The sequence below is a fragment of the Chryseobacterium salivictor genome (assembly GCF_004359195.1).
GTDB lineage: Bacteria > Bacteroidota > Bacteroidia > Flavobacteriales > Weeksellaceae > Kaistella > Kaistella salivictor.
This window is the reverse complement of the sequence record NZ_CP037954.1, coordinates 112,095-134,782: the sequence shown is the minus strand read 5'-3', so window position 1 is coordinate 134,782 and position 22,688 is coordinate 112,095. Positions and strand designations below refer to the sequence as shown.

Below are 22,688 nucleotides of genomic sequence, written 5' to 3'. Positions count from 1 at the left end.
ACATTCAATCATTGATTGAGTTGTGCTTTTAGATTATATTGTGTTAAAAGATATTGGATTTCGTGGGTGATTTTCTGGTTTTTAGCACGATCCAATTCATTGACTTCCCGCAGATAATCGCTTGTTGTGATAACGCCGTTTGCAAGCTGAGCTAGAGAAGCTTTTTTAATGCTTTCACGCAGGATGATGAGTTCGTCGTCCTTATTAATTAGTTCCTGGATTTTATTCAGATCGTTATTGTTTTGAATGGTTTCGAACTGGAGGTTGAAAAGGAAGTTTTCTTTATGTACTTCGATTTCCTGTTGTTGGGTTTGGATTAAAGCCAAATCGTTTTTCCGGGTATAAAATCCGGTGATGGGAATATTCAAACGCAAACCGCCAATATAGAAAAGGTCGAATTCATTTTTCAGCATGTTGAAACCCGGTTTACCGTAACCGCCCTGGAAAAATGCGCCTAACTTTGGTGTGTTTTTAGCATTAATCAATGATTTTTGGGTTTCTAAAGCCATTTTTTGTAAATCAAAAAGTTTCAGTTCTGCGCGTTTATTTTGTTGAGGAATAAGGATTTTTTCCGGTCTTTGGAGTTCAGTATTTTCGTCCAGATTTTTTTGAATGAAAAGGGAAAGCATTTGTATGAAACTTTTTTTCATACTTTGAAGTTCCAGCTCTTTCTGTTCCAGATTGATGAGTTGTGCTTTCAGAATATCCACGTTACTTCTATAGATAACACCATTCTGTAGTTGTGCTTCTGCTTTTTTTAGGCCGTTTAAAAGGTCAGATTTCGTGAGTTCTGTTTGCTGGATTTGTTCATCGGTTTGCAGAATTCCGAAATAAATTTGGTTGATCCGCAATTCCAGCTGATCAGTTTCGACTTCGGTTTTCTGCAGTTCGACGTCAGAATTTGCGGTAGCCATTTTCTTTTGACCGGCGATCGTTCCGCCGTCGTAAATATTTTGCTGAATATCTGCGTACACTTTATACTGGTCTTTGCTCAGCGGACTAATGCTAAAATTAGGAATTTGAATGGGCAATTGCGTAACCTCATTTTGATAAGTAGCCTGTCCGGTAATCTGGATTTTTGGAAGCCAGCCTTTTGCGGCATTCTGCAGATTGTATTCCTTTGTTTTGGCAATTAAATTATTTCTTTTGATAAGCGGATAATTCTGTTTGGCCAAACCGTAACATTCTTCTATGGTTAATGTTTGGGCATTTCCAGTGAAAAAGAGGAGCAGCAATAGATATTTTAAAATTCTCATTTTTAATCAATTTAAAAAAATGGTGCACAGGTAATTTAATGATCCAGCATCATCTTGATCCACATCGGAACCAACGTTTTTCTTTCTTCCACGAATTTTTGAAACTCAGCGTCATCCATTAAATCAAATGACTGTAAGATGGGTTTTCCTAAAAAGGGAAAAACCGTCATGCTTAAAAAATTCAATAGGAAATGAAAAGGATCGATATCGGGTTTGCGGTCCTGAATCTGTTGTATCAAAAATGAATTCTTTAATAATTTGTCAAAAGGAAGAATTGATTTCACCTCTGACGTTTTTTTCTGAATTTCACTCAAAACGAAAATGGGAAGATTCGGATTTTCAGACAAAATCTCGAAATATTTTGCACTTGCCAAATCGAGTTTTTCATCTAATGAAGTTTTTTCGTTCGTAATGATTGGAATAATTTTTCCGAAAAGCAAAACGATTTTCACTTTCATGACCTGTTCAAATAATTTCTCTTTGGTTCGGAAATAATAATTGAGAAGCGCCACATTAATTCCTGCTTCTTCAGCGATATCGCGCGTTCTGGTTCCGGAGAAACCTTTTTCGGTAAATATTTTAGAGGCTGCGAGTAATATTTTGTCTTCGGAAGAAAGTTCGTCTGATTTCATATCTTTTTAAATCTAAAGTAAAGTTAGCACTATTTTTTTGATTTAAACAAATGAATTAATCAAATGATTAAACCGTTTGAAATAAAAAAACGCAACTCAGAAGAATTGCGTTTAATATTATATGGTAATTTGGTTTTAAAGTCCAAATTGTTTAGCAAACAAATCCGGGAAAACTCCCATCGCCACTAGTGCGAAGATGATAAATACTGCCACGATATTGTAAGTTAAGGAAACTTTTTCTGAGGTTTTGAAACTGCTTTCTTTAGGAAAAAACATCACCATGATCAGACGGAGATAGTAGGCAATTGAAATTGCAGATCCTAAAACGGCTACTAAAACTAAAAATGGCGCCTGATCAATCGCTTGGGCGAAAATCGCAAATTTCCCCATAAATCCCGCTGTTAATGGAATTCCGGCCATCGATAATAATGATACTGTTGCAGCAACCGCAAGAATTGGTTCTGTGTGTCCCAAGCCATTAAATGCGGTGTAAGATGTTTCTCTTTTCAGTTTTTCTACCCAGATCAAGCACATCATAACTCCTACCGTTGCTAAGGAATAAGCGAATAAGTAGAAAGCAAGATTATAACTTGACAGACTGTTCATTCCGTAGAAAATCAAAGATAAATACCCCACGTGAGAAACGGAAGAGTAGGCCAACATTCTTTTGACGTTGGTTTGTGCTAATCCCATGACATTGGCCAGGAATAAAGTAATGATAATTAAAACACCGATAATATTGATCCATTCTCCGGTAATTCCCAGGAAGCCGATAGTCATTAATTTAAAGAAAGCAAAGAAGGAAGCGATCTTTACCACCGACATCATAAAAGCGGTGATCAGCGAAGGCGAACCTTGATACACATCCGGACTCCACATGTGGAAAGGCGCAAGAGAAACTTTAAAAGCTAAAGCGACTAACATTAAAACCGCACCTAAAATAAACATTAAGTTTTTAGGATTTACAACGGCAAATTCGTGGATTTTATAAAGATCAAAACTTCCGGTGCTTCCGTAAATCAGGGCAACACCGAATAAAAGGAATCCTGTGGCAAAAGCTCCCATCAGGAAATATTTTATAGAAGCTTCATTGGACCGTAAATCGGTTTTGTTACTTCCTGCCAAAACATAGAGGGGAATTGAAAGAATCTCGACTCCTAAAAATAAGGTCACTAAGTTTTGGAATCCAAATAAAATGATTCCTCCGCAGAGTGAAAATAACATCAGCGCATATAATTCTGACTGGTGATTGCGGTGATTGCTGAAAGAAAATCCTCCCAGAAAGAATAACAATATTGTTATGACAATCGCTATTTTAGTGAATAATGCAGCATTGGCCCCAAACTCAAACATGTGTTGGTATTGGCTGAAGAATGAAATTTCCGGTAAGAAACTGACATAAAAAGCAATCATCAGTCCCAAAATACCAATGTATCTTGAGAATTTTCCCTGTTCAAAAACACCCGCAAATAATGCGATAACTGCGGTAAGGAATATAATTATTAAAACGCTCATTGAGTATAGATTTGAGATTTATAGATTTGAGATTTCAGATTTCGTCCTGGTCTCGATCTCTTTATTTCTTAATTATTAATTTTATTAATTCATCATTGAAGTGAAAATAAACTTCAACGAACTGTTCACCATATCGAGGATTGGTTGAGGGAATATTCCTAAGAATATTACAAAAACAACCAAACTTGCCAATACTGAAAATTCAACACCGGTTAAATCTGCTGCGCTTGCCAATACTTCTTCGTCCCCTTCTCCAAACATGGCTTTTGCATAAAATCTGAAAAGGTAAACTGAGGAGAAAATCATGGTTGTTCCGGCGATCACCGCGGCGATAATACTGTAATCGAAAATCGATTTGATTAAGATAAATTCTCCTACAAATCCGTTGGTTAATGGAAGCGCAATTGATCCTAATAAAATGACCATGAATAAAACGGCGAATTTCGGTGCGACTCTTGCCAAACCACCCATTTGTCGGATGTCTCTGGTTTTGAATCTTTTGTAAAGAATATCTGCACAGTAGAATAGTCCTACGACGTTGATCCCGTGAGCAAATGACTGAATCAACGCTCCTTCGCCACCTTCAATCATCAAAGTTCCTTTCACCGTCAAGATTGCAGACGCCATAATACCGGCCGTCATTAAACCAACGTGAGATAAAGAAGAATAGGCAATTAATCTTTTCGAGTCATTTTGAATAATGGCAATTAAAGCACCGTGAACGACTCCGATAATTGCGAGAACCAATACAATCTGTCCGGAAAGTCCTAAAATCGGTTCTGGCGTAATTGGTAATAACCATCGTAGTAAACCGTAAACCGCCATCTTCAGCATAATTCCCGAAAGTAACATGGAACCTTGCGTTGGTGAATACGTATAAGTATCCGGTTGCCAGGAATGGAAAGGGAAAATCGGTAACTTCACTGCAAAGGCAAAGAAGATAAACCAGAAAATCACGGTTTGCGCTCCTGAAGTTAAATCAGCGTTATACAAATCGGTCAGTGCAAATGAAGCGGAGTGATTGTAAACGTAGATCAAGCCGATCAACATAAACAGGGATCCGACAAAAGTGTAAACAAAGAATCTTGTTGTAAACTGAATTTTCTTGTCTTCCTGTCCCCAAATTCCGGCGATCAACCAGATTGGAATCAAGGTTACTTCCCAGAAAATATAAAATAACAAACCATCTAAAGAAGTGAAAACTCCAATTAAACCGAACTGCATTAATAAAATTAATCCGTAAAAAGTATTTCTGTATCCCGGTTTTTCATTAAAGGAAGAAAGGATAATAAGCGGTGTTAAAATATTGGTTAATAACAACATCAGCATACTCATTCCGTCGATCCCGAAATGCAGATTACTCTTGATATAGTTGGACCACGGATAATTGATTTCATATTGCAAAACTCCGTCAACGGTAGGTTTGAAATCGAAACCGGTCAGCATATAAAAGGTCAATAACATTTGTGCAAATGCAATTCCTAATGCGAGATATTTACTGGCGGGATTTTTCCACGCGAACACCAATACTGAGCCTATAAGAGGTAAAAGCAGTAATGTTAATAATAGGTACGACATTTACTATTGTAATATAAAGTTAACAATTAAAATAATTCCGATGGCTAAAGACATGATGAGCACGTAATTCTCTACATTTCCGTTCTGAAGCTTTTTTGCGGCTCTTCCAGAATCTTCTGCTCCGGTACCGATGTAATCCCCAAATCTTTTGAGAACCCCTTTGTCAAACATATTTCCGCCGATACCAAGACCCTCGATGAATTTCACAAATGTTGCGTTATTCAGTTCATCGATGTACAATTTTCTGGTGGAAAGTTTCTCCCAGCCGGTATAATCTTCTTCCGGTAAAGCCATTTTTTTCTTAGTAACGTAAATGTTTCTTACAATGAACCAAACTACGAAGAACATTAAAACAGTTAAACCTAAAAGAATCATTTCTGTCATCAAAGGAACTTCTGGAAGTTTTACATCATAAACGTAAATATTCTGTAACCAAGTCCCTAACTTCGCATAGCTGCCGTGGCCGATAAAATGCGGAAGATTAATGAAACCTCCAATAACTGAAAGTACAGCCAAAACCATTAAAGGTAAAGTCATATTTAAAGGACTTTCGTGAAGATGGCTTTTTTGTTCTTCCGTTCCTCTAAACTCGCCGTGGAAAGTTAAGTAATATGCTCTGAACATATAAATCGCGGTCATCGCTGCAATGATGAAAAGGATGACCCATAAATAAGGACTTCTTCCATAAACATTTGCTAAGATTTCATCTTTGGAAATCATCCCTGAAAGGAATGGGAATCCCGAAATTGCTAATGTTCCGATTAAGAAAGTAATATGTGTAATTGGAATTTTTTTCTTTAATCCGCCCATTAATCTCATATCCTGTTCGCCGCTCATTGCATGAATTACAGAACCAGAACCTAAGAATAACAACGCTTTGAAAAACGCGTGCGTCATCAGGTGGAACATTGCTACTGTATAAGCACCAGTACCTACTGCTACGAACATAAATCCTAACTGAGAAACGGTAGAATAGGCTAAAACTTTTTTAATGTCATTTTGTCGAAGGCCAATGAACGCTGCTACCAAAGCGGTTAATAATCCTATGAAGAGGATTCCGTCCATCGTGGTTGGTGCCAATGAAAATAAGAAATTTGACCGAACTACTAAATAAATTCCTGCAGTTACCATCGTCGCAGCGTGGATCAATGCAGAAACCGGAGTTGGTCCAGCCATCGCATCAGGAAGCCAGGTGAATAATGGAATCTGTGCAGATTTTCCGACAGCTCCAATAAATAAACTTGCGGTGATGAAAATAATAACCGTAGAATCTAATTCGAATTTCCCTGAATTCTGAGCAACAGAAAGGTAATCGACAGCATTGGTTTGAGAGGCAATCATCAGAATCCCGATAATCATTCCCAAGTCTCCAATACGGTTCATGATAAATGCTTTTCTTGCTGCTGCACCGTATTCTTTGTTTTTGTACCAGAAGCCGATGAGTAAGTAAGAACATAATCCAACCCCTTCCCATCCGATGAAAAGAATCAGATAATTGCTTCCCATTACCAAAAGCAACATCATGAAGATAAATAAATTCAGATAAGAAAAGAATTTATGAAAACCTTCGTCAGTACTCATGTATCCGATAGAGTAGAGGTGAATCAAAGATCCGATTCCGGTAATAATCATGATCATCATTAATGATAACTGATCGATTTGGAAACCGAAATTCACCTGAATACCATTAATCCTGAACCATTCAAAAGCTCTTACAATAACGGGTTGTGAATCTGCATTAAACTTTAAGAATAAACTCAAAGCAATAATAAATGAAGCAAATACTACCGCAGTTGCCAAAGTTCCTACGAACATCTTCGGAAGTTTTTTTCCGAATAAGCCGTTGATCAGAAATCCTGCAAGTGGTAAAAGTATAATCGCGTAAACTAAATTTTCCATCCTTTATTATCCTCTTAATTTATTAAAAATACTGATATCTACTGATTTTGTATTTCTGTACAGCATCGCGATAATTGCTAAACCTACGGCAACTTCCGCAGCGGCAACCACCATGATGAAGAAAACCAGAATCTGCCCGTTCCCGTCACCTTTATAAGAGGAGAACGCTGCGAGCAAAAGGTTTACAGAATTCAGCATCAACTCTACACATCCTAAAATGATGATGGCATTTTTGCGGATCAAAACCCCCATGACACCGAGACTGAACAGAACAGAACTTAGAATAATGAAATATTCCAGCGGAACTGCCTGTATAAATGTATTTACTTCTCCCATAATTCTATAAATCTTTTTTACCAATTAAAACCGCTCCTACAATTCCGGCAAGAATAAGGATTGAGGCCAACTCAAACGGCAAAACATATTCGTTAAACAATAACCGGCCAAGGTTTTTAGTTAAACCAACCGACGAATCGGCATTTCCTGCAAATGTTTTTTGGTTCAAACCTTTGAATGCTCCTAAAATTCCTACCAATAATAATCCTGCGGAAAATACGCCGATGAATTTGGGAAGGTTTTTCTTTCTGCTTTCATCTTCCTTATTCAGGTTCAGCATCATTAAGATATAGAGGAACAGAACCATGATCGCACCTGCATAAACAATGATCTGTACAATTCCCAAAAACTGCGCATTGAGTAAAATATACAAGGCAGCAATCGAAAAGAAAGTAACGATGAGCGACAGAATAGCGTAGATGGCGTTTCTTGCAAAAACAAAATAAAATCCGCTTGCCAATGCCAAAAATGCCACGAAGAAAAAGATGATCTGTTCCATACTATTTTACTGATTTTTTTTGCAATTCACTTTGACGCTCCGTAATATCAATTCTTTCATTGATTTTTTCCACCAGTTTATCTTTACCATAAATGAAACTTCCGCGGTTGGTTTCCACATCCACCAAACGGTCTGTCAAATAAATCGCTGATTTCGGACAAGCCTCTTCACAAAGACCGCAGAAAATACATCTCAGCATATTGATTTCATAAACCGATGCGTATTTTTCTTCACGATAGAGGTGTTGTTCGTCTTTGGTCCGTTCAGCACCCGTCATGGTAATTGCTTCAGCAGGACAGGTCACTGCACAAAGTCCACAAGCGGTACATCTTTCTCGGCCTTCTTCATCACGTTTTAATACATGAAGTCCGCGCCAGATTTTAGTTCTTGGTTTTTGAACTTCAGGGTAAGAATAAACTTTACCTTTCGGTCCCGCTATTGCGTGCTTTAACGTAATTGCCATTCCCTTAAAAATTTCCGGGAGGTATAATTTTTCCATAAAAGTCATCTCTTTGTTCGAGACTACTTTTGATCTGTTTGTCAGTTTCATATTAATGGGTTTTAGCGCCACTTTTCAGTATTGCATTAAAACTTCTATTTTTAATTAATGGGCGAAGAAAACAATCACTGCAGCAGTAATTATTAAATTCACTAATGCTAAAGGAATCAGTGTTTTCCAACCCAAATGCATCAATTGGTCATATCTGAATCTTGGGATGGTCCAACGGATCCACATAAAGACTAAAATTCCAAATACTACTTTCGCTAACATTGCGAAAATACTTAAAGTTCCGGCAATATTTTCACCCCAGTTTTCAGAAACCCAGTTGATTCCAGGATAATTAAATCCGCCGAAAAATAAGGTTGCAATCAAAGCATTGGAGATAAACATGTTGACATATTCACCGAACATATATTGCCCGAAGTTCATGGAGGAATATTCGGTCATATAACCATTCACCAGCTCCGATTCACATTCCGGTAAGTCAAAAGGAGCTCTGTTCGTTTCTGCCATCGCTGCAACGAAGAAGATGATAAATGCTAAAGGCTGATAGAAGATATTCCAGTTCATTCCGTCTGCCGGAATAAAACCCCATATTTTACCTGCACCCTGGGATGAAGTGATGAAATGTAAATCTAAACTTCCGGCCATTAATATAATAGAAAGAAGAGAAAGACCCATCGCCAGTTCGTAAGAAATCATTTGTGATGAAGCACGGATTGCACCGATCAGCGAGTATTTATTATTCGAAGCCCAGCCTCCAATCATCATTCCGTAAACTCCGATGGAAACCATTGCTATCAAGTACAAAACCCCTACATCGATATTGGCCACCTGAATGTCAAAAGAATTCCCACCGATATTCAAAGATTTTCCCCAAGGAATTACTGCTCCGGTAATGAGGGAAATAAACATGGTTAGGGCAGGTCCGATATAGAATAAAAACCGATCGGCTCCCTGCGGAACAAATCCTTCTTTGAAGAAAAGTTTTCCACCATCGGCTAAAGGTTGTAAAAGCCCGAAAGGACCGGCTCTGTTTGGACCAATTCTGTCTTGCAGAATCGCCGCCACTTTTCTTTCACCCCAAGTAGAATAGGCGGCAACACCTAAGGATACTGCGAAAAGTGTAACAACTAATATTATTTTAAAAGTGATTAACTCCATAATTATTTCTCGTCTTTATCGCTCAGTTCTTTTGCATCTGGATTATCCAAAAGACTGATCATATTTTTAGGTTTTTCGTAATGGTTCAAAGAGATTACCGAATGGCGGTCGATATGACGTGGTCCTTCAATCGTCCAGTATTTTAAATCTTTTTTGTGGAATCTACAGTCGTCGCAGATCCAATCCTGTACTTCATCATACTGGTCTTTTCTGGCAGTTACCCTGATCACTTCCTCGCCTTTCATCCAAACGACTGCTTTACCTGCACATTTTGAACATTCACAAGTGGCATTCATTGGTTTGGTGAACCAAACTCTGCTCGCGAACCTTGCCGTTCTGTCGGTTAAAGCACCAACCGGACAAACATCAATGACATTTCCAATGAAATCATTTTCTAAAGCTTTGTTCAGATTGGTCGAAATCTCTGCGTGTTCTCCGCGGAACAAAATACCGTGTTCTCTGTTTTCGGTCAACTGATTGGCCACTAAAACGCATCTTGCACAAAGGATGCAGCGGTTCATATTCAACTTGATATTAGGACCAATATCTTCCGGCTCAAAAGTTCTTCTTTCGAATTCTGTTCTTGTTCTTTCTAAACCATGTTCGTAACCTAAATCCTGTAAATGACATTCTCCTGCCTGATCACAGATAGGGCAATCCAGCGGGTGATTGATCAGTAGAAATTCTGTTACGGCTTTTCTGGCTTCCTGAGTTTTTTCGGAGGTGAGGTTTTTCACTTCCATTCCGTCCATCACGCTTGTTCTGCAACTCGCGACTAATTTCGGCATCGGTCGTGAATCAGCGTCAGATCCTTTAGATACTTCTACCAGACAGGTTCTACATCTACCGCCGCTGGATTCCAGCGGTTTGTAATAACACATTGCCGGTGGTACCGATTTACCGCCGATTTGTCTCGCGGCTTCCAGAATAGAAGTGCCAGGCAAAACTTCGGTAGTTTGACCATCGATGGTTATTTTGAATTTTTTAACTTCTTCGCTCATTATGGATGAATTCAAAAATGAATTAATTATTTTTTCTTGTATTAAAAGTGTATCCTATCCCTGCATTAATCTGTCCGAAAACAAAGTCTTGGGTTGCTTTGTCAGGTTTATTATTTAAAGTCGTTTTAATGTCCCACATATTGATGTAGCCAGCTTTTGCTTCAACTCTGGCCATCCAGTGTTTCCAGAATACTAAATTCAAACTTGTTCTCAGATCGGTTCCCATTCCTGCAACGTGAAAACGGTCGCTTCTTTCATTCCCGAATAATTTTACATTACTTTTTGGAAACATCACTCCAATACCTGCACCGTAAGACCAAACCAAATCTATTTTGTCTTTATTAATGAGATTTTGATATTTTTCCAAACCCAGGTTTTCATAATTCAATCCGTCGGTATGCTCGAAAGTCAGGAAATTTTCATCTGCTAAATTCACCTGTCCGTTTTGCACATAAGCTGCATATTTCGGGTCGGAAACCGTTCCTGAAAAACCAACGGTTTGATTTTGGTTCATCACATATTTCATGTGGTCGATTCCCAAAACTAAAGCTAAATTATCTTTGATAAAATATCCTATTCTGAAATTATACTGCGTTACCGTAAACCAGGCCGGATCAAAATAAACCAATCCGAATTTCGTGGGTCTGTCTGCCGCGGCTACATTATTCAACTGAAAATCGTAGCCTTTTCCTTTAAAGTGGATGTCGGAGTTACTAAAAGCTCCTCTGTTCCACCCGTAAAAAACGAACATTTGACCTTTTTTGGTCAATGGTTCATTTTTAGGGGTTATATCCTGACCAAAGCCAAAACCAGATCCTAGAAATACCGCTGATAAAACTACTACTTTCTTCATGTTTAAAAGAGACAGTACTCTTTATATCTTCTTAATAAAACTTCTTTTTACTCTGCTTTTGCGGCCACCGGAATTGGGTCGGCGTAATTAGCCAAACCATAATTTCGGGTTTGAGATTCCGGATTATCGATATACCACTCAAACTCATCGCGGAAATGACGGATCGCGGCAGCAACCGGCCAGGCGGCAGCGTCACCCAACGGACAAATTGTATTTCCTTCGATTTTTCTTTGAACATCCCACAACAAATCAATATCTGCCAGCGTTCCTTGACCGCTGTGTATTTTTTTCAAAATCTTATACAACCAAGGCGTTCCTTCTCTACAAGGCGTACATTGTCCACAACTTTCGTGCGCATAGAAATGGGCTAAAGTCATGGTGTGTTTAACGACAGACTGATCTTCGTCTAAAACGATAAATCCGCCCGATCCCATCATTGTTCCGGTTGCAAAACCGCCGTCTGAAAGGGATTCATAATTCATGTATCTTGGTTCACCATTAATGGTTTTCAGCAATAAATTGGCAGGGACAATCGGCACAGAACTACCGCCGGGAATACATGCTTTTAATTTTTTACCATTTGGAATACCGCCGCAATACTCATCAGAATAAATAAATTCTTCTACGGTAATGGTCATGTCGATTTCGTAAACTCCCGGTTTATTGATATTCCCGCAAGCCGAAATTAATTTTGTACCAGTCGAACGGCCAACACCTATTTTCGCATATTCTGCTCCGGTGATATTGATAATTGGCACAACAGCCGCAATTGTTTCTACATTATTCACTACGGTCGGTGACTCCCAAAGTCCTTTAACAGCAGGGAAGGGCGGCTTCAATCGCGGGTTTCCTCTTTTACCTTCCAGAGATTCCAAAAGGGCAGTTTCTTCTCCACAGATATAAGCACCGGCACCGCGGTGAACATAAATTTCTAAATCGAAACCGGTTCCTAAAATATTTTTTCCTAAAAATCCGGCAGCTCTGGCTTCTTCGATGGCCTGTTCCAGAATATCCGGAATCCAGGCAAACTCTCCGCGGATATAAATATACGCGGTATGTGCTCCTAAAGCGAAAGAGGAAATGATCATTCCTTCGATTAAAAGGTGGGGAATGTGTTCCATCAAATACCGGTCTTTAAAAGTTCCCGGTTCAGATTCATCTGCATTGACCACCAAGTATCTTGGCACTCCTTCGGGTTTTGCCAGGAAACTCCACTTCATTCCTGTCGGAAATCCTGCGCCGCCACGACCTCTTAATCCGGAAGTTTTTACCTCTTCGGTAATGGCGTCGGGAGCCATTTTGAAAGCTTTTTCCACCGCTTCGTAGCCACCTTGTTTCCGGTAGACTTCGTAAGTGCGGATTCCTTCTATATGGGCATCTTTAAGTAAAAGTTTTTTACTCATTATTCTTATAAATTAATCCAAAGCAAGAGTTCCCTGTCTGCAAAGGTCAAGGATTTCGTTTACTTTTTCTTTTGTTAAATGTTCATGATAAAATTTACCGAGCTGCATCATCGGAGCATAGCCACAGGCGCCAAGACATTCTACTGTTTTTAAAGTAAACAGTCCATCGGCAGAAGTTTCTCCGGCATTGATGTGCAATGTATCTTTAATATGTTGAATGATTTCATCGCTACCGTTTAACATGCACGGTCCCGTTTGACAAACTTCCAAAACATATTTTCCTACAGGTTTCATGTTGAACATGCTGTAGAATGTCGCTACTTCATAAACCTCGATAGGCTTTATCTCTAACAGTTCTGCAACGTAATCCATTACTGGAACCTGCAACCAGCCGCCAAATTCCTTTTGTGCCAAATGAAGCACCGGAATCAAAGCTGATTTTTTTCTTTCTGCAGGATATCGTGCGGTAATTTTATGGACCTGAGCTAAGGTTTCAGGTTTAAAAGCAATCGTTTCGCTCATTATTTTTATAGATTAAAGAACAAAGAACAAAGAGTAAAGACTCTGAAACTGTTCCGTATTCTATTTAATTTTTTAATGATAAAAGTTGAAAAATTTTTCATCTTTTATCTATTTTCTTTTAATACTCAATTTTACGCGTCTAATTCGCCTGCAATTACGTTCATACTGCATAAAGTAACAATCGCATCAGAAATCAAACCGCCCTGTATCATTTCAGGATAGGCCTGATAATAGATAAAGCAAGGTCTTCTGAAGTGTAGACGGTAAGGAGTTCTTCCACCATCGCTTACGAGATAAAATCCTAATTCACCATTTCCACCTTCCACACAACTGTAAACTTCTCCTTTTGGAACTTCGGTTTCTGCCATCACGATTTTAAAGTGATAAATCAAAGCTTCCATATTGTTATAAACGTCTGCTTTTTCCGGTAGGTAAAACTCTGGAAGATCAGCATGGAATGGTCCTTCCGGTAAATTGGTGTAGGCCTGTTCGATAATTTTTAGACTTTCCCAAACTTCCTGCTGGCGAACCATGAATCGGTCGTAAGTATCTCCGGAAGTTCCAACCGGAATTATGAAATCGAAATCTTCATAAGAACAGTAGGGTTGAGCAACCCGTACGTCATAATCCACGCCTGTTGCCCGTAGATTGGGACCGGTGAAGCCGTAACTTAAAGCTCTTTCCGCAGAAATTGGTCCGGCATTAATGGTTCTGTCCATGAAGATTCTGTTTCTTTCATTCAGCGAACAGAAGTCCTGCCATACGACCGGGAATTTTTTCAGGAAGGTTTTCAGGAGTTCATGGAACTTCGGAGTGAAATCTCTTTCAAAACCTCCAATTCTTCCCATATTGGTTGTCAGTCTTGCTCCACAAACCTCTTCATACATTTCGTAGATTCTCTCTCTTTCCTGGAAAAGATAAGTTAATCCTGTAATCGCACCAGCATCCATCGCAATAACTCCGTTGCAGATCAGGTGATCTGAAATTCTGGCCAACTCCATCATAATCACCCGCATATAATCTACACGTTTTGGAATTTCGCAACCTAAGAGTTTTTCAACAGTTAAGTGCCATCCTATATTATTAATGGGAGCCGAACAATAATTCATCCGGTCGGTTAATGTTGTAATCTGAGTGAAGTTTCTTCTTTCTGAAATTTTTTCAAAAGCACGGTGAATGTATCCAACAGTTTGTTCGGCGTGCAGAATTCTTTCGCCGTCCATCGTCAGGACGTTTTGGAAAATTCCGTGGGTCGCCGGGTGTGTTGGGCCGAGATTCAAGGTGTATAATTGTCCGTCAATTTGTTCCTTGGAATCGTGCTGGTTCAATATATTTGAGAGTGCGTTGTCTTTCATAATTATTTGACTTTAAGTTAAAAGGATTTCCCTTTCAACTAATTATCTTCCGAACATTTTATCGTCTTTGTCGGTTCTGGTACCGTCTTCTAAACGATATTCCTTCAACATTGGGTGGTAACCCAAATCTTCCATATTCAGGATGACTCTTAAATCTGGATGTCCTTTAAATTTAATTCCGTAGAAATCGAAAGTTTCTCTTTCCATCCAGTTGGCACCTGCGTAGAGATCTGTCATAGAATCTACTTCTGCATTTTCTCTGGTCATGAATGTCTTCAGTCGTATTCTGAAATTAGTCATCATATTATGAAGATGATAAATCACACCGATTTCTTTTTCGGGAGTTTCAGGGTAGTGAATACCACAAATATCAGTCAGGAAATTGATTTGAAGAGAAGAATCTTTTAAATGATGAATCACCTTTTTGATATCTTCTTTCTTTATTTCTAAAGTTAAGAAATCATAAGGCGTATCATGCGAAATTACGGATTCAGGAAACTCTCTGGTAATTGCTTCTAAAACAAAGTCATTCGTCATTTCCATTATTTTATGTCGTAAGAGGCTAATAATTGTTGGTATTCCGGTAAATCTCTTCTGCGGATGCTTTCACCTTCGCAAAGCGCTTGTACCTGCATGACGCCTTCAATGATTTGTTCAGGTCTTGGTGGGCAGCCGGGAACATAAACGTCCACCGGAATGATTCTGTCGATCCCCTGCAAAACAGAATAAGTGTCGAAAATGCCGCCGCTTGAGGCACAGGCACCCACAGCAATGACCCATTTCGGCTCAGCCATTTGGGTATATACCTGTTTTAAAACTGGACCTAATTTTTTGGAAATGGTTCCACAAACCATTAGCATATCTGCCTGTCTTGGCGAGAAAGAGTTTCTTTCCATACCAAATCTTGAAGCATCAAAAGTTGGATTTAGCGTAGCCATGAATTCAATTCCACAGCATGAAGTAGCAAAAGGCAATGGCCAAAGCGAGAATTTTCTTGCCATCCCAATCACACTGCTGAGTTTGGTGGCGAAAAAACCTTCTCCTTCAAAACCTTCCGGAGCTTCCGCATCCATTCTTATTACTGGTTTATTATCAGACATTTTAATTTTCTTAAAGTTACTAAAAATTCAAATTTTCAGACTGTTATTTATCCCAATCCAGTGCACCGCGTTTCCATACATAAACGAAAGCGATGAAAAATACAGAGATAAAGGTAAGTACTGCGAAGAAACCTTCGACACCGAATTCACGGATGTTGACCGCATAAGGGTAAAAAAAGACGATCTCGATATCGAACAGTACGAAAAGTACGGCGGTTAAAAAATACTTTACAGAGAACGGCGTTCTTGCATTTCCTTCTACTTCTACACCACATTCGAAACTTTCATTCTTTTTGGTAGACGTCGATTTTTGTCTTGGTCCTAAAAAATGAGTTCCTAAGATAGAGAGTAAAACGAAACCTGCACCAACCGCAATCTGAAGAATAATCGGGATATAATTTTCGGGAAGATTCATCTTGTCATTATTTTCTTAATCATGCAAATTTAAGGAATTAAGTATAATAGAAAAAATTATAACCCTTAAATATCGTTGTTAACAAACAAAAATTAAATGTATGACAAGCATATAATTTATTTTTTGCCGGTATCTTTTATTCTTTTCAAAACCAGATACGCCAAATACCCGATATACAGAAAAAGAAAACTGGCAAAAATAATGTTGATCGCTTCATTAAGCCGGGCATCTTTGACCTGAAAAAACTGGTTGTACACGATGAATGCAATGATCATCGCCATGTAGATGTAGAGTTGTTTCTTCATTTTTGTCTTATTGTTTTTCGTTGCCAATTTCCATTGCGTAAGTTCTGCGTCGTTTGTGATTTACAGGATTGTAATCCTGCCAGAGCACCTGAACACTTTTGTTTTCTTCTAATTCGGGGTTGGTTTCAAGGATTTTAACCCCTTTTTTACTGAAATTGCGCCAGATTTCTTTAAATATAATCGAAGTTACGCCTCTTCTTTGATAATCCGGGTGAATTCCGATGAGATAAAAATTAGCACGCAGGTTCTTTTTGCCCGCCTGTAAAAAATGGTACCAACCCAACGGAAATAATTTACCATTGGCTTTCTGCAGTGCTTTCGAATAAGAAGGCATTGTAATCGCAAAGGAAATCAGCTCATTATGTTCATCGACGATACATACAATGTAATCTTTATCAATAAAACCGAAATATTTTTCCCGGTAGGTTTTTATTTGCTCATCTGTAATGGGAGTGTAGGTTGAGAGGGTTTTGTAAGTTTCATCTAAAAGCCTGAACATGGGTTCTACATAAGGAAGTATTTCCTTTTTATTTTTAAACTGGAGTACTCTTAATTTATATTTCTCGGCAATCAGATTGCTGAATTTCTGTACTTTTTCTGACAGAACTTCCGGGAAATCCAGTTCAAATTCTACCCATTCTTTTTCTTTTACTAAACCTAATTTTTCTAAATGTTGTGGATAATATTCAAAGTTGTATAAACCGATCATCGTTGCGGTCTTATCAAAACCCATGGTCAGCATGCCGGCTTTGTCCAAATTGGTAAAACCCATCGGTCCTTCAATTTTACTCATGCCTTTTTCTCTGGCATAATCAGTGGCTTTCGAAATCAATGCCTTGGAAACCTCGATATCATCGATAAAATCTAACCACCCGAATCTTACTTTTTTGATTTTTAATTCATTGACCTCTTTATGATTGATCATCACTGCAATTCTGCCGACCACTTTTCCGTCTATGTAAGCCAGGTATTTTTTGAATTCTGAATAATCTAAAGCCGCATTTTCCCTGGGATTCCAGATGTTTTTTTCGTCATTGATTAAGGGCGGAACATAATTTTCATTACTTTTGTAGAGTTCCATCGGAAATTTGATGAAATTTTTTAAATCAGCATCGGTTTTTACTTCAAGAATCGTAATCACATTCATCAGTTTTAGTTTGAGAAAACAAAGATAAATCATTCGGCCAAAACTAAAAACTTTGGCACGTTTTTTATTGCTAGATAGTCGATTATTAAATTTAGATAAAAAAGAAAAAATGACAGGGTATTATGTAATTATTGGGATTTCGATGTTGGTGAGTTGGTTGGTTTCATCCAGATTAAAAGCAAAATTCGAACATTATTCGCAAGTACATTTGCGCAACGGGATGTCCGGAAAAGAAGTCGCCGAAAAAATGTTGAAAGATAACGGCATCAATGATGTTAAAGTAATTTCAGTTCCGGGACAATTGACGGATCATTATAATCCGGCAAATAAAACAGTAAATTTATCAGAAGGCGTTTATATGCAGAGAAATGCAGCGGCGGCGGCGGTTGCGGCACATGAATGCGGTCACGCTGTTCAGCATGCTGTGGGTTATTCTATGTTGCAGTTGCGGTCAAAATTGGTTCCGATGGTCAACATCAGTTCTAATTTGATGCAGTTTGTATTAATCGGTGGTATCGTTTTAATGGGCGCCACCAGAACCATCCAAAATCCAAATGGAAACACTACCGTTCTTGCTATTGGGGTAGCCATGTTTGCAGTAACCACTCTTTTTGCCTTTGTGACTTTGCCTGTGGAATACGATGCAAGTAACCGGGCGATGAAATGGTTGAAAGATACCGGAACGGTGACTTCAGAAGAATATGTAGGGGTGAAAGATTCCCTGACCTGGGCGGCTAGAACGTATGTTGTTGCGGCACTGGGTTCATTGGCACAACTGTTATACTGGGCGTCGCTGCTGATGGGGAGAAGAGATTAAGAAGAGCCAGGTAAAAAGTAAAAAGAACCAAGTGAAAAGAGCTAGGTAAAAAAGGCTAAGTAAAAAGAATCGGGTACAAAACTGAATTTAGGAAGAGTTGTTTCCTAAGAATTCAGGAATTTAAACGAAATATTCTGCATCTCAGACAACTGCTCTGAGATGTTTTCTTTTTCAGAAGTTTTGAGCTGGGCAGTAATAGTGCATTTTTCTTCTGTTTTAAAATCGATGATTTTGGCGCCAAATTTATTTAACAAGGTGAAAATCACATTTTGCTGGTCAAATTCAAACTGAATTTCTATTTCAGACTGCAATTCTTTGGTAATCAGTTCGCAGGATTCCAAGGTAAATTTGGCAGATTCTTTATATGTTTTAACCAAACCCGAAACGCCTAATTTTGTTCCGCCATAATATCTGACCACGATCAGCAGAACCTGGGTAATATTATGCGCCAGCAGTTGATTGTAAATCGGTAATCCTGCGCTGCCGGAAGGTTCGCCGTCATCGTTTGCACGGTAATTTTCACCATTTATTCCCAATCGGAAAGCGTAGCAGTGATGAGTTGCTTTTGGATGTGCTTCCTTAACTCTCGCCAATGCCGCTTTTATGTCTTTTTCATTTTCTACGGGAAAAGCAAAGCCAATGAATTTGCTTCCTTTTTCTTTAAGAAGAATGTTTTCGACCGGCGATTTTATAGTGTCAAATGAAAATTCCATGGTTAAGAATTTTTATAGAATTCAATCCGATTGTCCCGAAATTGTTTTGTTTCGAACTTTTCAAAATTAAATACCGGCGCTTTTGTTCCATGAATTAAATGCAGATTTTCATTTTTAATGATAATTGCTTCATCCCAAAGATTTTGGCCGATAAACTGTTGCAAAGTAAAACGTCCACCCTCAATGATAACCGACTGAATCTGTTGTTCAGATAATTTTTCCATTAGATTTTCTATGAAGTTTTCCCTTTTTATTTTAATAAAAGTAATATTTCTTTCAACTGAATTTTTCACAGCATTGAAAACCAACGTTTCCGCTTCGTCATTGTATAGATTAAAATGGGCAGGAACCTTTAAATCAAAATCGATTAAAATTCTCACCGGATTTCTTCCCACAATTTCTCTCGTTGTCAAACTTGGATTGTCGGTCAAAGCTGTATTTGTTCCTACTAAAATGGCATGTTCCTCACTTCTAAGCTGATGAACAAATTGTCTGGTCAAAGCATTACCGATTTGAGTCGGTTTAAAATCCTGATCTAAAAAACCATCACCGGATTCGGCCCATTTCAAAATAAGATAAGGTCTCCGTTTTTGGTGGAAAGTAAAGAACCGCCTGTTCAGTTCCCGACATTCTTTTTCCAGGATTCCGGAAATAACTTCAATTCCTGCGTCTTCTATAATCTGTTTGCCTTTTCCATTCACTTTATCGTGAGCATCCAAAGTTCCGATGACCACCTTTTTGAAACCGGTTTCTACAATTTTGTTGGCGCACGGAGGCGTTTTTCCGAAATGCGCGCAGGGTTCCAGCGAAACATAGATCGTAGATTCCTTTAACAATGCTTTGTTTTTAACAGAGTTAATTGCATTAATTTCAGCGTGAGCACAACCTGCTTTTTCATGAAATCCTTCGCCGATAATTTCGTTATTATGTACAATTACGCAACCGACCAAAGGATTTGGATAGGTTTGCCCTAAAGCTTTTTGGGCGAGATCGACGCAGCGCCGCATGTAAATTTCGTGGTTCATCTGAATTAAAAAACACCCAACGGGTTGCCGGGTGTTTTATTGATTATCATTAAAGATTAATTTTTTGCAGCAACTTTTATTTCCGGAATCTTGAACTCAATCATCGTTGTAATGAGATGATCTCTTTGTCTTGCCAAAGATTTCGCGGCAGATTTTAAGTCGCCGTACATTCTTTTTGCATGAGATAAAATAAGGAAGCTTTTTGAGGTTCCGTTATCATACTTTTTAAAACGATAGACATTATACTCGATAAAAGAACTGCCTTTTTCCGGACTTTCAGAAATGAAATAATCGACGATATATTCCTTTCCGTCGGGACTTTCAACTACATTTACTTTTGTGAATTTATCAGATTTCGCTCTTTGCTGGATTCCCTCAACTTTTTGACGGACCGCCAACTCCATTTCTATTTCTTTGGTGAAATACGAAAAATCGAGGAGTTGGGTGAAGTCTTCAATGCGCTCATCACTAGGTAAATACTGTTGCCGATAAAGGGTTTTCGACATCGGTTTGCTCCAGGACAAAAAATATTCAGTCCCATCATATTCTATCGGGCCGGGGATTGATAATAAATCCGGTACGCTGCCCTGTGCTTTAACAAAAGATAAAGTGCTGATGAAAAGGAGTAAGAATATTTTTTTTACCATGACTTTTTTATTGGTTTTCGCCGATCAGAATACTGTGTAAGCTTTGTTTCATGCTTTCGAGCTGTGCTTTTTTATCGTCAATTTTCTGGTAAGTTGCTTTCAGTAAAGGATTTTCTCTGGATGCATTGCTGAAGAATCCAATGTTGTTTTCCATTTTTACGATTTCCGCTTCTAAATCAGCAATTTGATTTTTGATTTTTCGGGCTTTATCGGTGACTTGGTTTTCAGAAAGTCCTTCTTCTTTCAAATCATATTCGTGGATTTTGTTCAGTTTCAGTTTGTCGCGAAGCACTTTGTTGAACTCAGTATTGATGGTGATTTTCTCTCTTGGAACTTTTCCGATATTATTCCATTTTGATTTAATCTGCTCTATTTTTTCAACGCTTCCTTCTTCGTTGCCGATTTCTTTTAATTCGTCCAAAAGAAGTTTTTTACTTTTGAAGTTTTCTTTCCAGTTATCGTTGGCGGTATTGTTTTTTTCTCTGTAATTATTAAAGAAAGTATTGCATGCTTCCCGGAAATCGTCCCAAACTTTGTTGGTCATGCTTCGCGGTACGTGACCGATTTTTTTCCAGTCTTCCTGTAATTTTTTAAATAAAGGTACTACCACTTCCCATTCTTCGGAGAGCATATTGTCTTTTGCCGAGGCGATTAATTTCAGTTTTTCGTCAAGGTTTGTTTGCTGAGAATTTTTTAAACCTTTGTAAAATTCATTTTTCTTTACATTAAAGTTTCTCAAATGTTCTTTAAAATCATTCCAGTTTTGATTCGAAACTTTTCTTGGGACATTTCCTAATCTTAAAAATTCAGAGCGCAAAGCTTCCACTTTTTTAATGGCGTTTTGCCAATAATTATGATTGATTTCTTTTGTGGCTTCCGCCATTTTTTGGATTTCCGCGATGATTTCATTCTTACGGACCAGATTATCGTTTTGTTCTTTTTCGATTTGCTCGGTCAGTTCAGATTTTCTGTCATGGATTTTATTCGAGATTTCTTTGAATTCGTCCCATGTTTTTTCCCTGAATTCTTCGGCAACCGGTTCTGCTTCTTCTTTCCAGAGTTTATGAAGGTACTGCAACTCATTCAGCGCTTTCTGCACGGAAGGTTCCTGCTGTAATTCTTTGGCCCGTTCGATGATGTGCTGTCTTTTTTCTAAATTATGTGCAAATTCCTGCTCCATATATTCTTTGTTCATATCAAGCATTTGATAGAACTGATTCAGATGATGGAAGTAGTTGTTATTCAGTAATTTGAATTCTGATTTCGCCACTTGGCCGGCATTTTTCCATTCTTCTTTTATTTCGCGGATGGCTTTGAAAAGATTGGTTCCTGCTTGGGTATTGGTATAGAGGTTTTTCAAATTCTCGATAATTCGCTGGCGGTGCTCTAAGTTGATATGGTGATTTTCTTCTTGTTTTCTGTGGTATTCAGCGTTTTTTTCACGATAAATATTCAGTAACGCCGAAAGTTTGGCTTGTGAAGGATGTTGATGACTGAAAAGTTCTACAGGATTTCCTGCTGCAACAAATTCACTTTTCAAATCTTCGGTTTGATCGTGGATCAAATGATTTGCCTGCTCTTTCAGCTGATTGAATTTTCTAAAATGCGCACCGGCATCTTCTTTGTTAATGAGGGTTTCCATTAAGGAAAGAATTTCAGGTAAAGACAAATGGGATAAATCTTCCGCTTGCTCTTCATGATGTTCTTCCTCTTCATTTTCTGCCGTTTTTTCAGCGGCAACTGCTTTGGTTTCTGCTTCTTTAGCGGTATCCGGTTTCTCAGAAGATTCTTTCTCCTCAACGGTTGGTTGAATTTCTGCAGGAGCTTCTTCTATATTCTCAGTTTCTTTGGGCTCTTCTACAGCTGCATCAAGAGTTTCTGACGGGGTTTCAGTCATTGTTGCTGTTGGGTTTTCAGCGGTCTGTTCGTTTGAAACCTCATGGTTAATCGGTTCTTTCTCGTGGTTCTCAGAAAGTGAATCTTCTGTAATCATAGCAGTCTTTT

The 22,688-nt window shown here is 38.4% G+C and carries 24 protein-coding genes; 1 reads left to right on the top strand and 23 read right to left on the bottom strand.

All coding sequences use genetic code 11. From position 1 onward, the window contains the following. Positions 1 to 8: 8 nt before the first annotated feature. The 19 genes from NBC122_RS00650 to NBC122_RS00560 all read right to left on the bottom strand — a co-directional run bounded on the left by NBC122_RS00650 (position 9) and on the right by NBC122_RS00560 (position 17,482). Entirely contained in the window at positions 9 to 1,256 is a 1,248-nt protein-coding gene (locus NBC122_RS00650) for a TolC family protein (RefSeq protein WP_133438527.1), read from the bottom strand. Between the two features lie 35 nt (positions 1,257 to 1,291). Further along, positions 1,292 to 1,888 carry a TetR/AcrR family transcriptional regulator gene (locus NBC122_RS00645; protein WP_133438526.1) on the bottom strand — a complete coding sequence of 199 codons (597 nt, stop codon included), beginning with the start codon at positions 1,886 to 1,888 and terminating at the stop codon, positions 1,292 to 1,294. Positions 1,889 to 2,023: 135 nt separating this feature from the next. After that, a complete protein-coding gene (locus NBC122_RS00640; protein ID WP_133438525.1) occupies positions 2,024 to 3,403 on the bottom strand; it encodes an NADH-quinone oxidoreductase subunit N in 1,380 nt (459 codons plus the stop codon). 84 nt (positions 3,404 to 3,487) lie between these two features. Then, positions 3,488 to 4,981 (bottom strand): complex I subunit 4 family protein, encoded by a 1,494-nt coding sequence (locus tag NBC122_RS00635; protein WP_133438524.1) that lies wholly within the window; start codon positions 4,979 to 4,981, stop codon positions 3,488 to 3,490. Positions 4,982 to 4,984: 3 nt separating this feature from the next. Continuing rightward, positions 4,985 to 6,880 carry an NADH-quinone oxidoreductase subunit L gene (gene nuoL / locus NBC122_RS00630; protein ID WP_133438523.1) on the bottom strand — a complete coding sequence of 632 codons (1,896 nt, stop codon included), beginning with the start codon at positions 6,878 to 6,880 and terminating at the stop codon, positions 4,985 to 4,987. Positions 6,881 to 6,886: 6 nt separating this feature from the next. Next, a complete protein-coding gene (nuoK, locus tag NBC122_RS00625; RefSeq protein ID WP_133438522.1) occupies positions 6,887 to 7,216 on the bottom strand; it encodes an NADH-quinone oxidoreductase subunit NuoK in 330 nt (109 codons plus the stop codon). A gap of 4 nt (positions 7,217 to 7,220) precedes the next feature. Further along, positions 7,221 to 7,715, bottom strand: coding sequence for an NADH-quinone oxidoreductase subunit J family protein (locus NBC122_RS00620; protein ID WP_133438521.1), 495 nt, complete (start codon positions 7,713 to 7,715; stop codon positions 7,221 to 7,223). A gap of 1 nt (position 7,716) precedes the next feature. After that, entirely contained in the window at positions 7,717 to 8,265 is a 549-nt protein-coding gene (locus NBC122_RS00615; RefSeq protein ID WP_133438520.1) for a NuoI/complex I 23 kDa subunit family protein, read from the bottom strand. Positions 8,266 to 8,319: 54 nt separating this feature from the next. Then, positions 8,320 to 9,381 (bottom strand): NADH-quinone oxidoreductase subunit NuoH, encoded by a 1,062-nt coding sequence (gene nuoH, locus NBC122_RS00610; RefSeq protein WP_133438519.1) that lies wholly within the window; start codon positions 9,379 to 9,381, stop codon positions 8,320 to 8,322. 2 nt (positions 9,382 to 9,383) lie between these two features. Beyond that, positions 9,384 to 10,382 carry a 2Fe-2S iron-sulfur cluster-binding protein gene (locus tag NBC122_RS00605; protein WP_133438518.1) on the bottom strand — a complete coding sequence of 333 codons (999 nt, stop codon included), beginning with the start codon at positions 10,380 to 10,382 and terminating at the stop codon, positions 9,384 to 9,386. A gap of 22 nt (positions 10,383 to 10,404) precedes the next feature. Further along, positions 10,405 to 11,235: a hypothetical protein gene (locus NBC122_RS00600; RefSeq protein WP_133438517.1), complete on the bottom strand. Its 831-nt coding sequence runs from the start codon at positions 11,233 to 11,235 to the stop codon at positions 10,405 to 10,407. A gap of 47 nt (positions 11,236 to 11,282) precedes the next feature. After that, positions 11,283 to 12,638, bottom strand: coding sequence for an NADH-quinone oxidoreductase subunit NuoF (gene nuoF, locus NBC122_RS00595; RefSeq protein ID WP_133438516.1), 1,356 nt, complete (start codon positions 12,636 to 12,638; stop codon positions 11,283 to 11,285). A 12-nt stretch (positions 12,639 to 12,650) separates the two neighbouring features. Then, positions 12,651 to 13,160, bottom strand: coding sequence for an NADH-quinone oxidoreductase subunit NuoE family protein (locus tag NBC122_RS00590; RefSeq protein WP_133438515.1), 510 nt, complete (start codon positions 13,158 to 13,160; stop codon positions 12,651 to 12,653). A 131-nt stretch (positions 13,161 to 13,291) separates the two neighbouring features. Continuing rightward, on the bottom strand, positions 13,292 to 14,515 hold the full coding sequence (locus NBC122_RS00585) for an NADH-quinone oxidoreductase subunit D (RefSeq protein WP_133438514.1): 1,224 nt from the start codon (positions 14,513 to 14,515) through the stop codon (positions 13,292 to 13,294). Positions 14,516 to 14,557: 42 nt separating this feature from the next. Then, positions 14,558 to 15,052: an NADH-quinone oxidoreductase subunit C gene (locus NBC122_RS00580; RefSeq protein WP_133438513.1), complete on the bottom strand. Its 495-nt coding sequence runs from the start codon at positions 15,050 to 15,052 to the stop codon at positions 14,558 to 14,560. Positions 15,053 to 15,057: 5 nt separating this feature from the next. Beyond that, positions 15,058 to 15,615 (bottom strand): NADH-quinone oxidoreductase subunit B, encoded by a 558-nt coding sequence (locus NBC122_RS00575; RefSeq protein ID WP_133438512.1) that lies wholly within the window; start codon positions 15,613 to 15,615, stop codon positions 15,058 to 15,060. Positions 15,616 to 15,658: 43 nt separating this feature from the next. Then, positions 15,659 to 16,030 carry an NADH-quinone oxidoreductase subunit A gene (locus NBC122_RS00570; protein ID WP_133438511.1) on the bottom strand — a complete coding sequence of 124 codons (372 nt, stop codon included), beginning with the start codon at positions 16,028 to 16,030 and terminating at the stop codon, positions 15,659 to 15,661. 116 nt (positions 16,031 to 16,146) lie between these two features. Beyond that, a complete protein-coding gene (locus NBC122_RS00565) occupies positions 16,147 to 16,335 on the bottom strand; it encodes a hypothetical protein (RefSeq protein ID WP_133438510.1) in 189 nt (62 codons plus the stop codon). A 7-nt stretch (positions 16,336 to 16,342) separates the two neighbouring features. Then, positions 16,343 to 17,482, bottom strand: a complete 1,140-nt coding sequence (locus NBC122_RS00560) for a GTP cyclohydrolase (RefSeq protein WP_133438509.1) — start codon at positions 17,480 to 17,482, stop codon at positions 16,343 to 16,345. A gap of 109 nt (positions 17,483 to 17,591) precedes the next feature. Here NBC122_RS00560 and NBC122_RS00555 point away from each other — a divergent pair, with 109 nt between their 5' ends. Then, positions 17,592 to 18,299: a zinc metallopeptidase gene (locus NBC122_RS00555; RefSeq protein ID WP_133438508.1), complete on the top strand. Its 708-nt coding sequence runs from the start codon at positions 17,592 to 17,594 to the stop codon at positions 18,297 to 18,299. Positions 18,300 to 18,403: 104 nt separating this feature from the next. Here NBC122_RS00555 and NBC122_RS00550 read toward each other — a convergent pair whose 3' ends face one another. The 4 genes from NBC122_RS00550 to NBC122_RS00535 are packed head-to-tail and all read right to left on the bottom strand — an operon-like array spanning position 18,404 to position 22,581. Then, a complete protein-coding gene (locus NBC122_RS00550; protein WP_133438507.1) occupies positions 18,404 to 19,012 on the bottom strand; it encodes an IMPACT family protein in 609 nt (202 codons plus the stop codon). 2 nt (positions 19,013 to 19,014) lie between these two features. Further along, a complete protein-coding gene (gene ribD / locus NBC122_RS00545; protein WP_133438506.1) occupies positions 19,015 to 20,037 on the bottom strand; it encodes a bifunctional diaminohydroxyphosphoribosylaminopyrimidine deaminase/5-amino-6-(5-phosphoribosylamino)uracil reductase RibD in 1,023 nt (340 codons plus the stop codon). A gap of 56 nt (positions 20,038 to 20,093) precedes the next feature. After that, positions 20,094 to 20,684 carry a hypothetical protein gene (locus NBC122_RS00540; RefSeq protein WP_133438505.1) on the bottom strand — a complete coding sequence of 197 codons (591 nt, stop codon included), beginning with the start codon at positions 20,682 to 20,684 and terminating at the stop codon, positions 20,094 to 20,096. A 7-nt stretch (positions 20,685 to 20,691) separates the two neighbouring features. Further along, a complete protein-coding gene (locus NBC122_RS00535; RefSeq protein WP_394345899.1) occupies positions 20,692 to 22,581 on the bottom strand; it encodes a DUF349 domain-containing protein in 1,890 nt (629 codons plus the stop codon). Between the last annotated feature and the right edge of the window lie 107 nt (positions 22,582 to 22,688).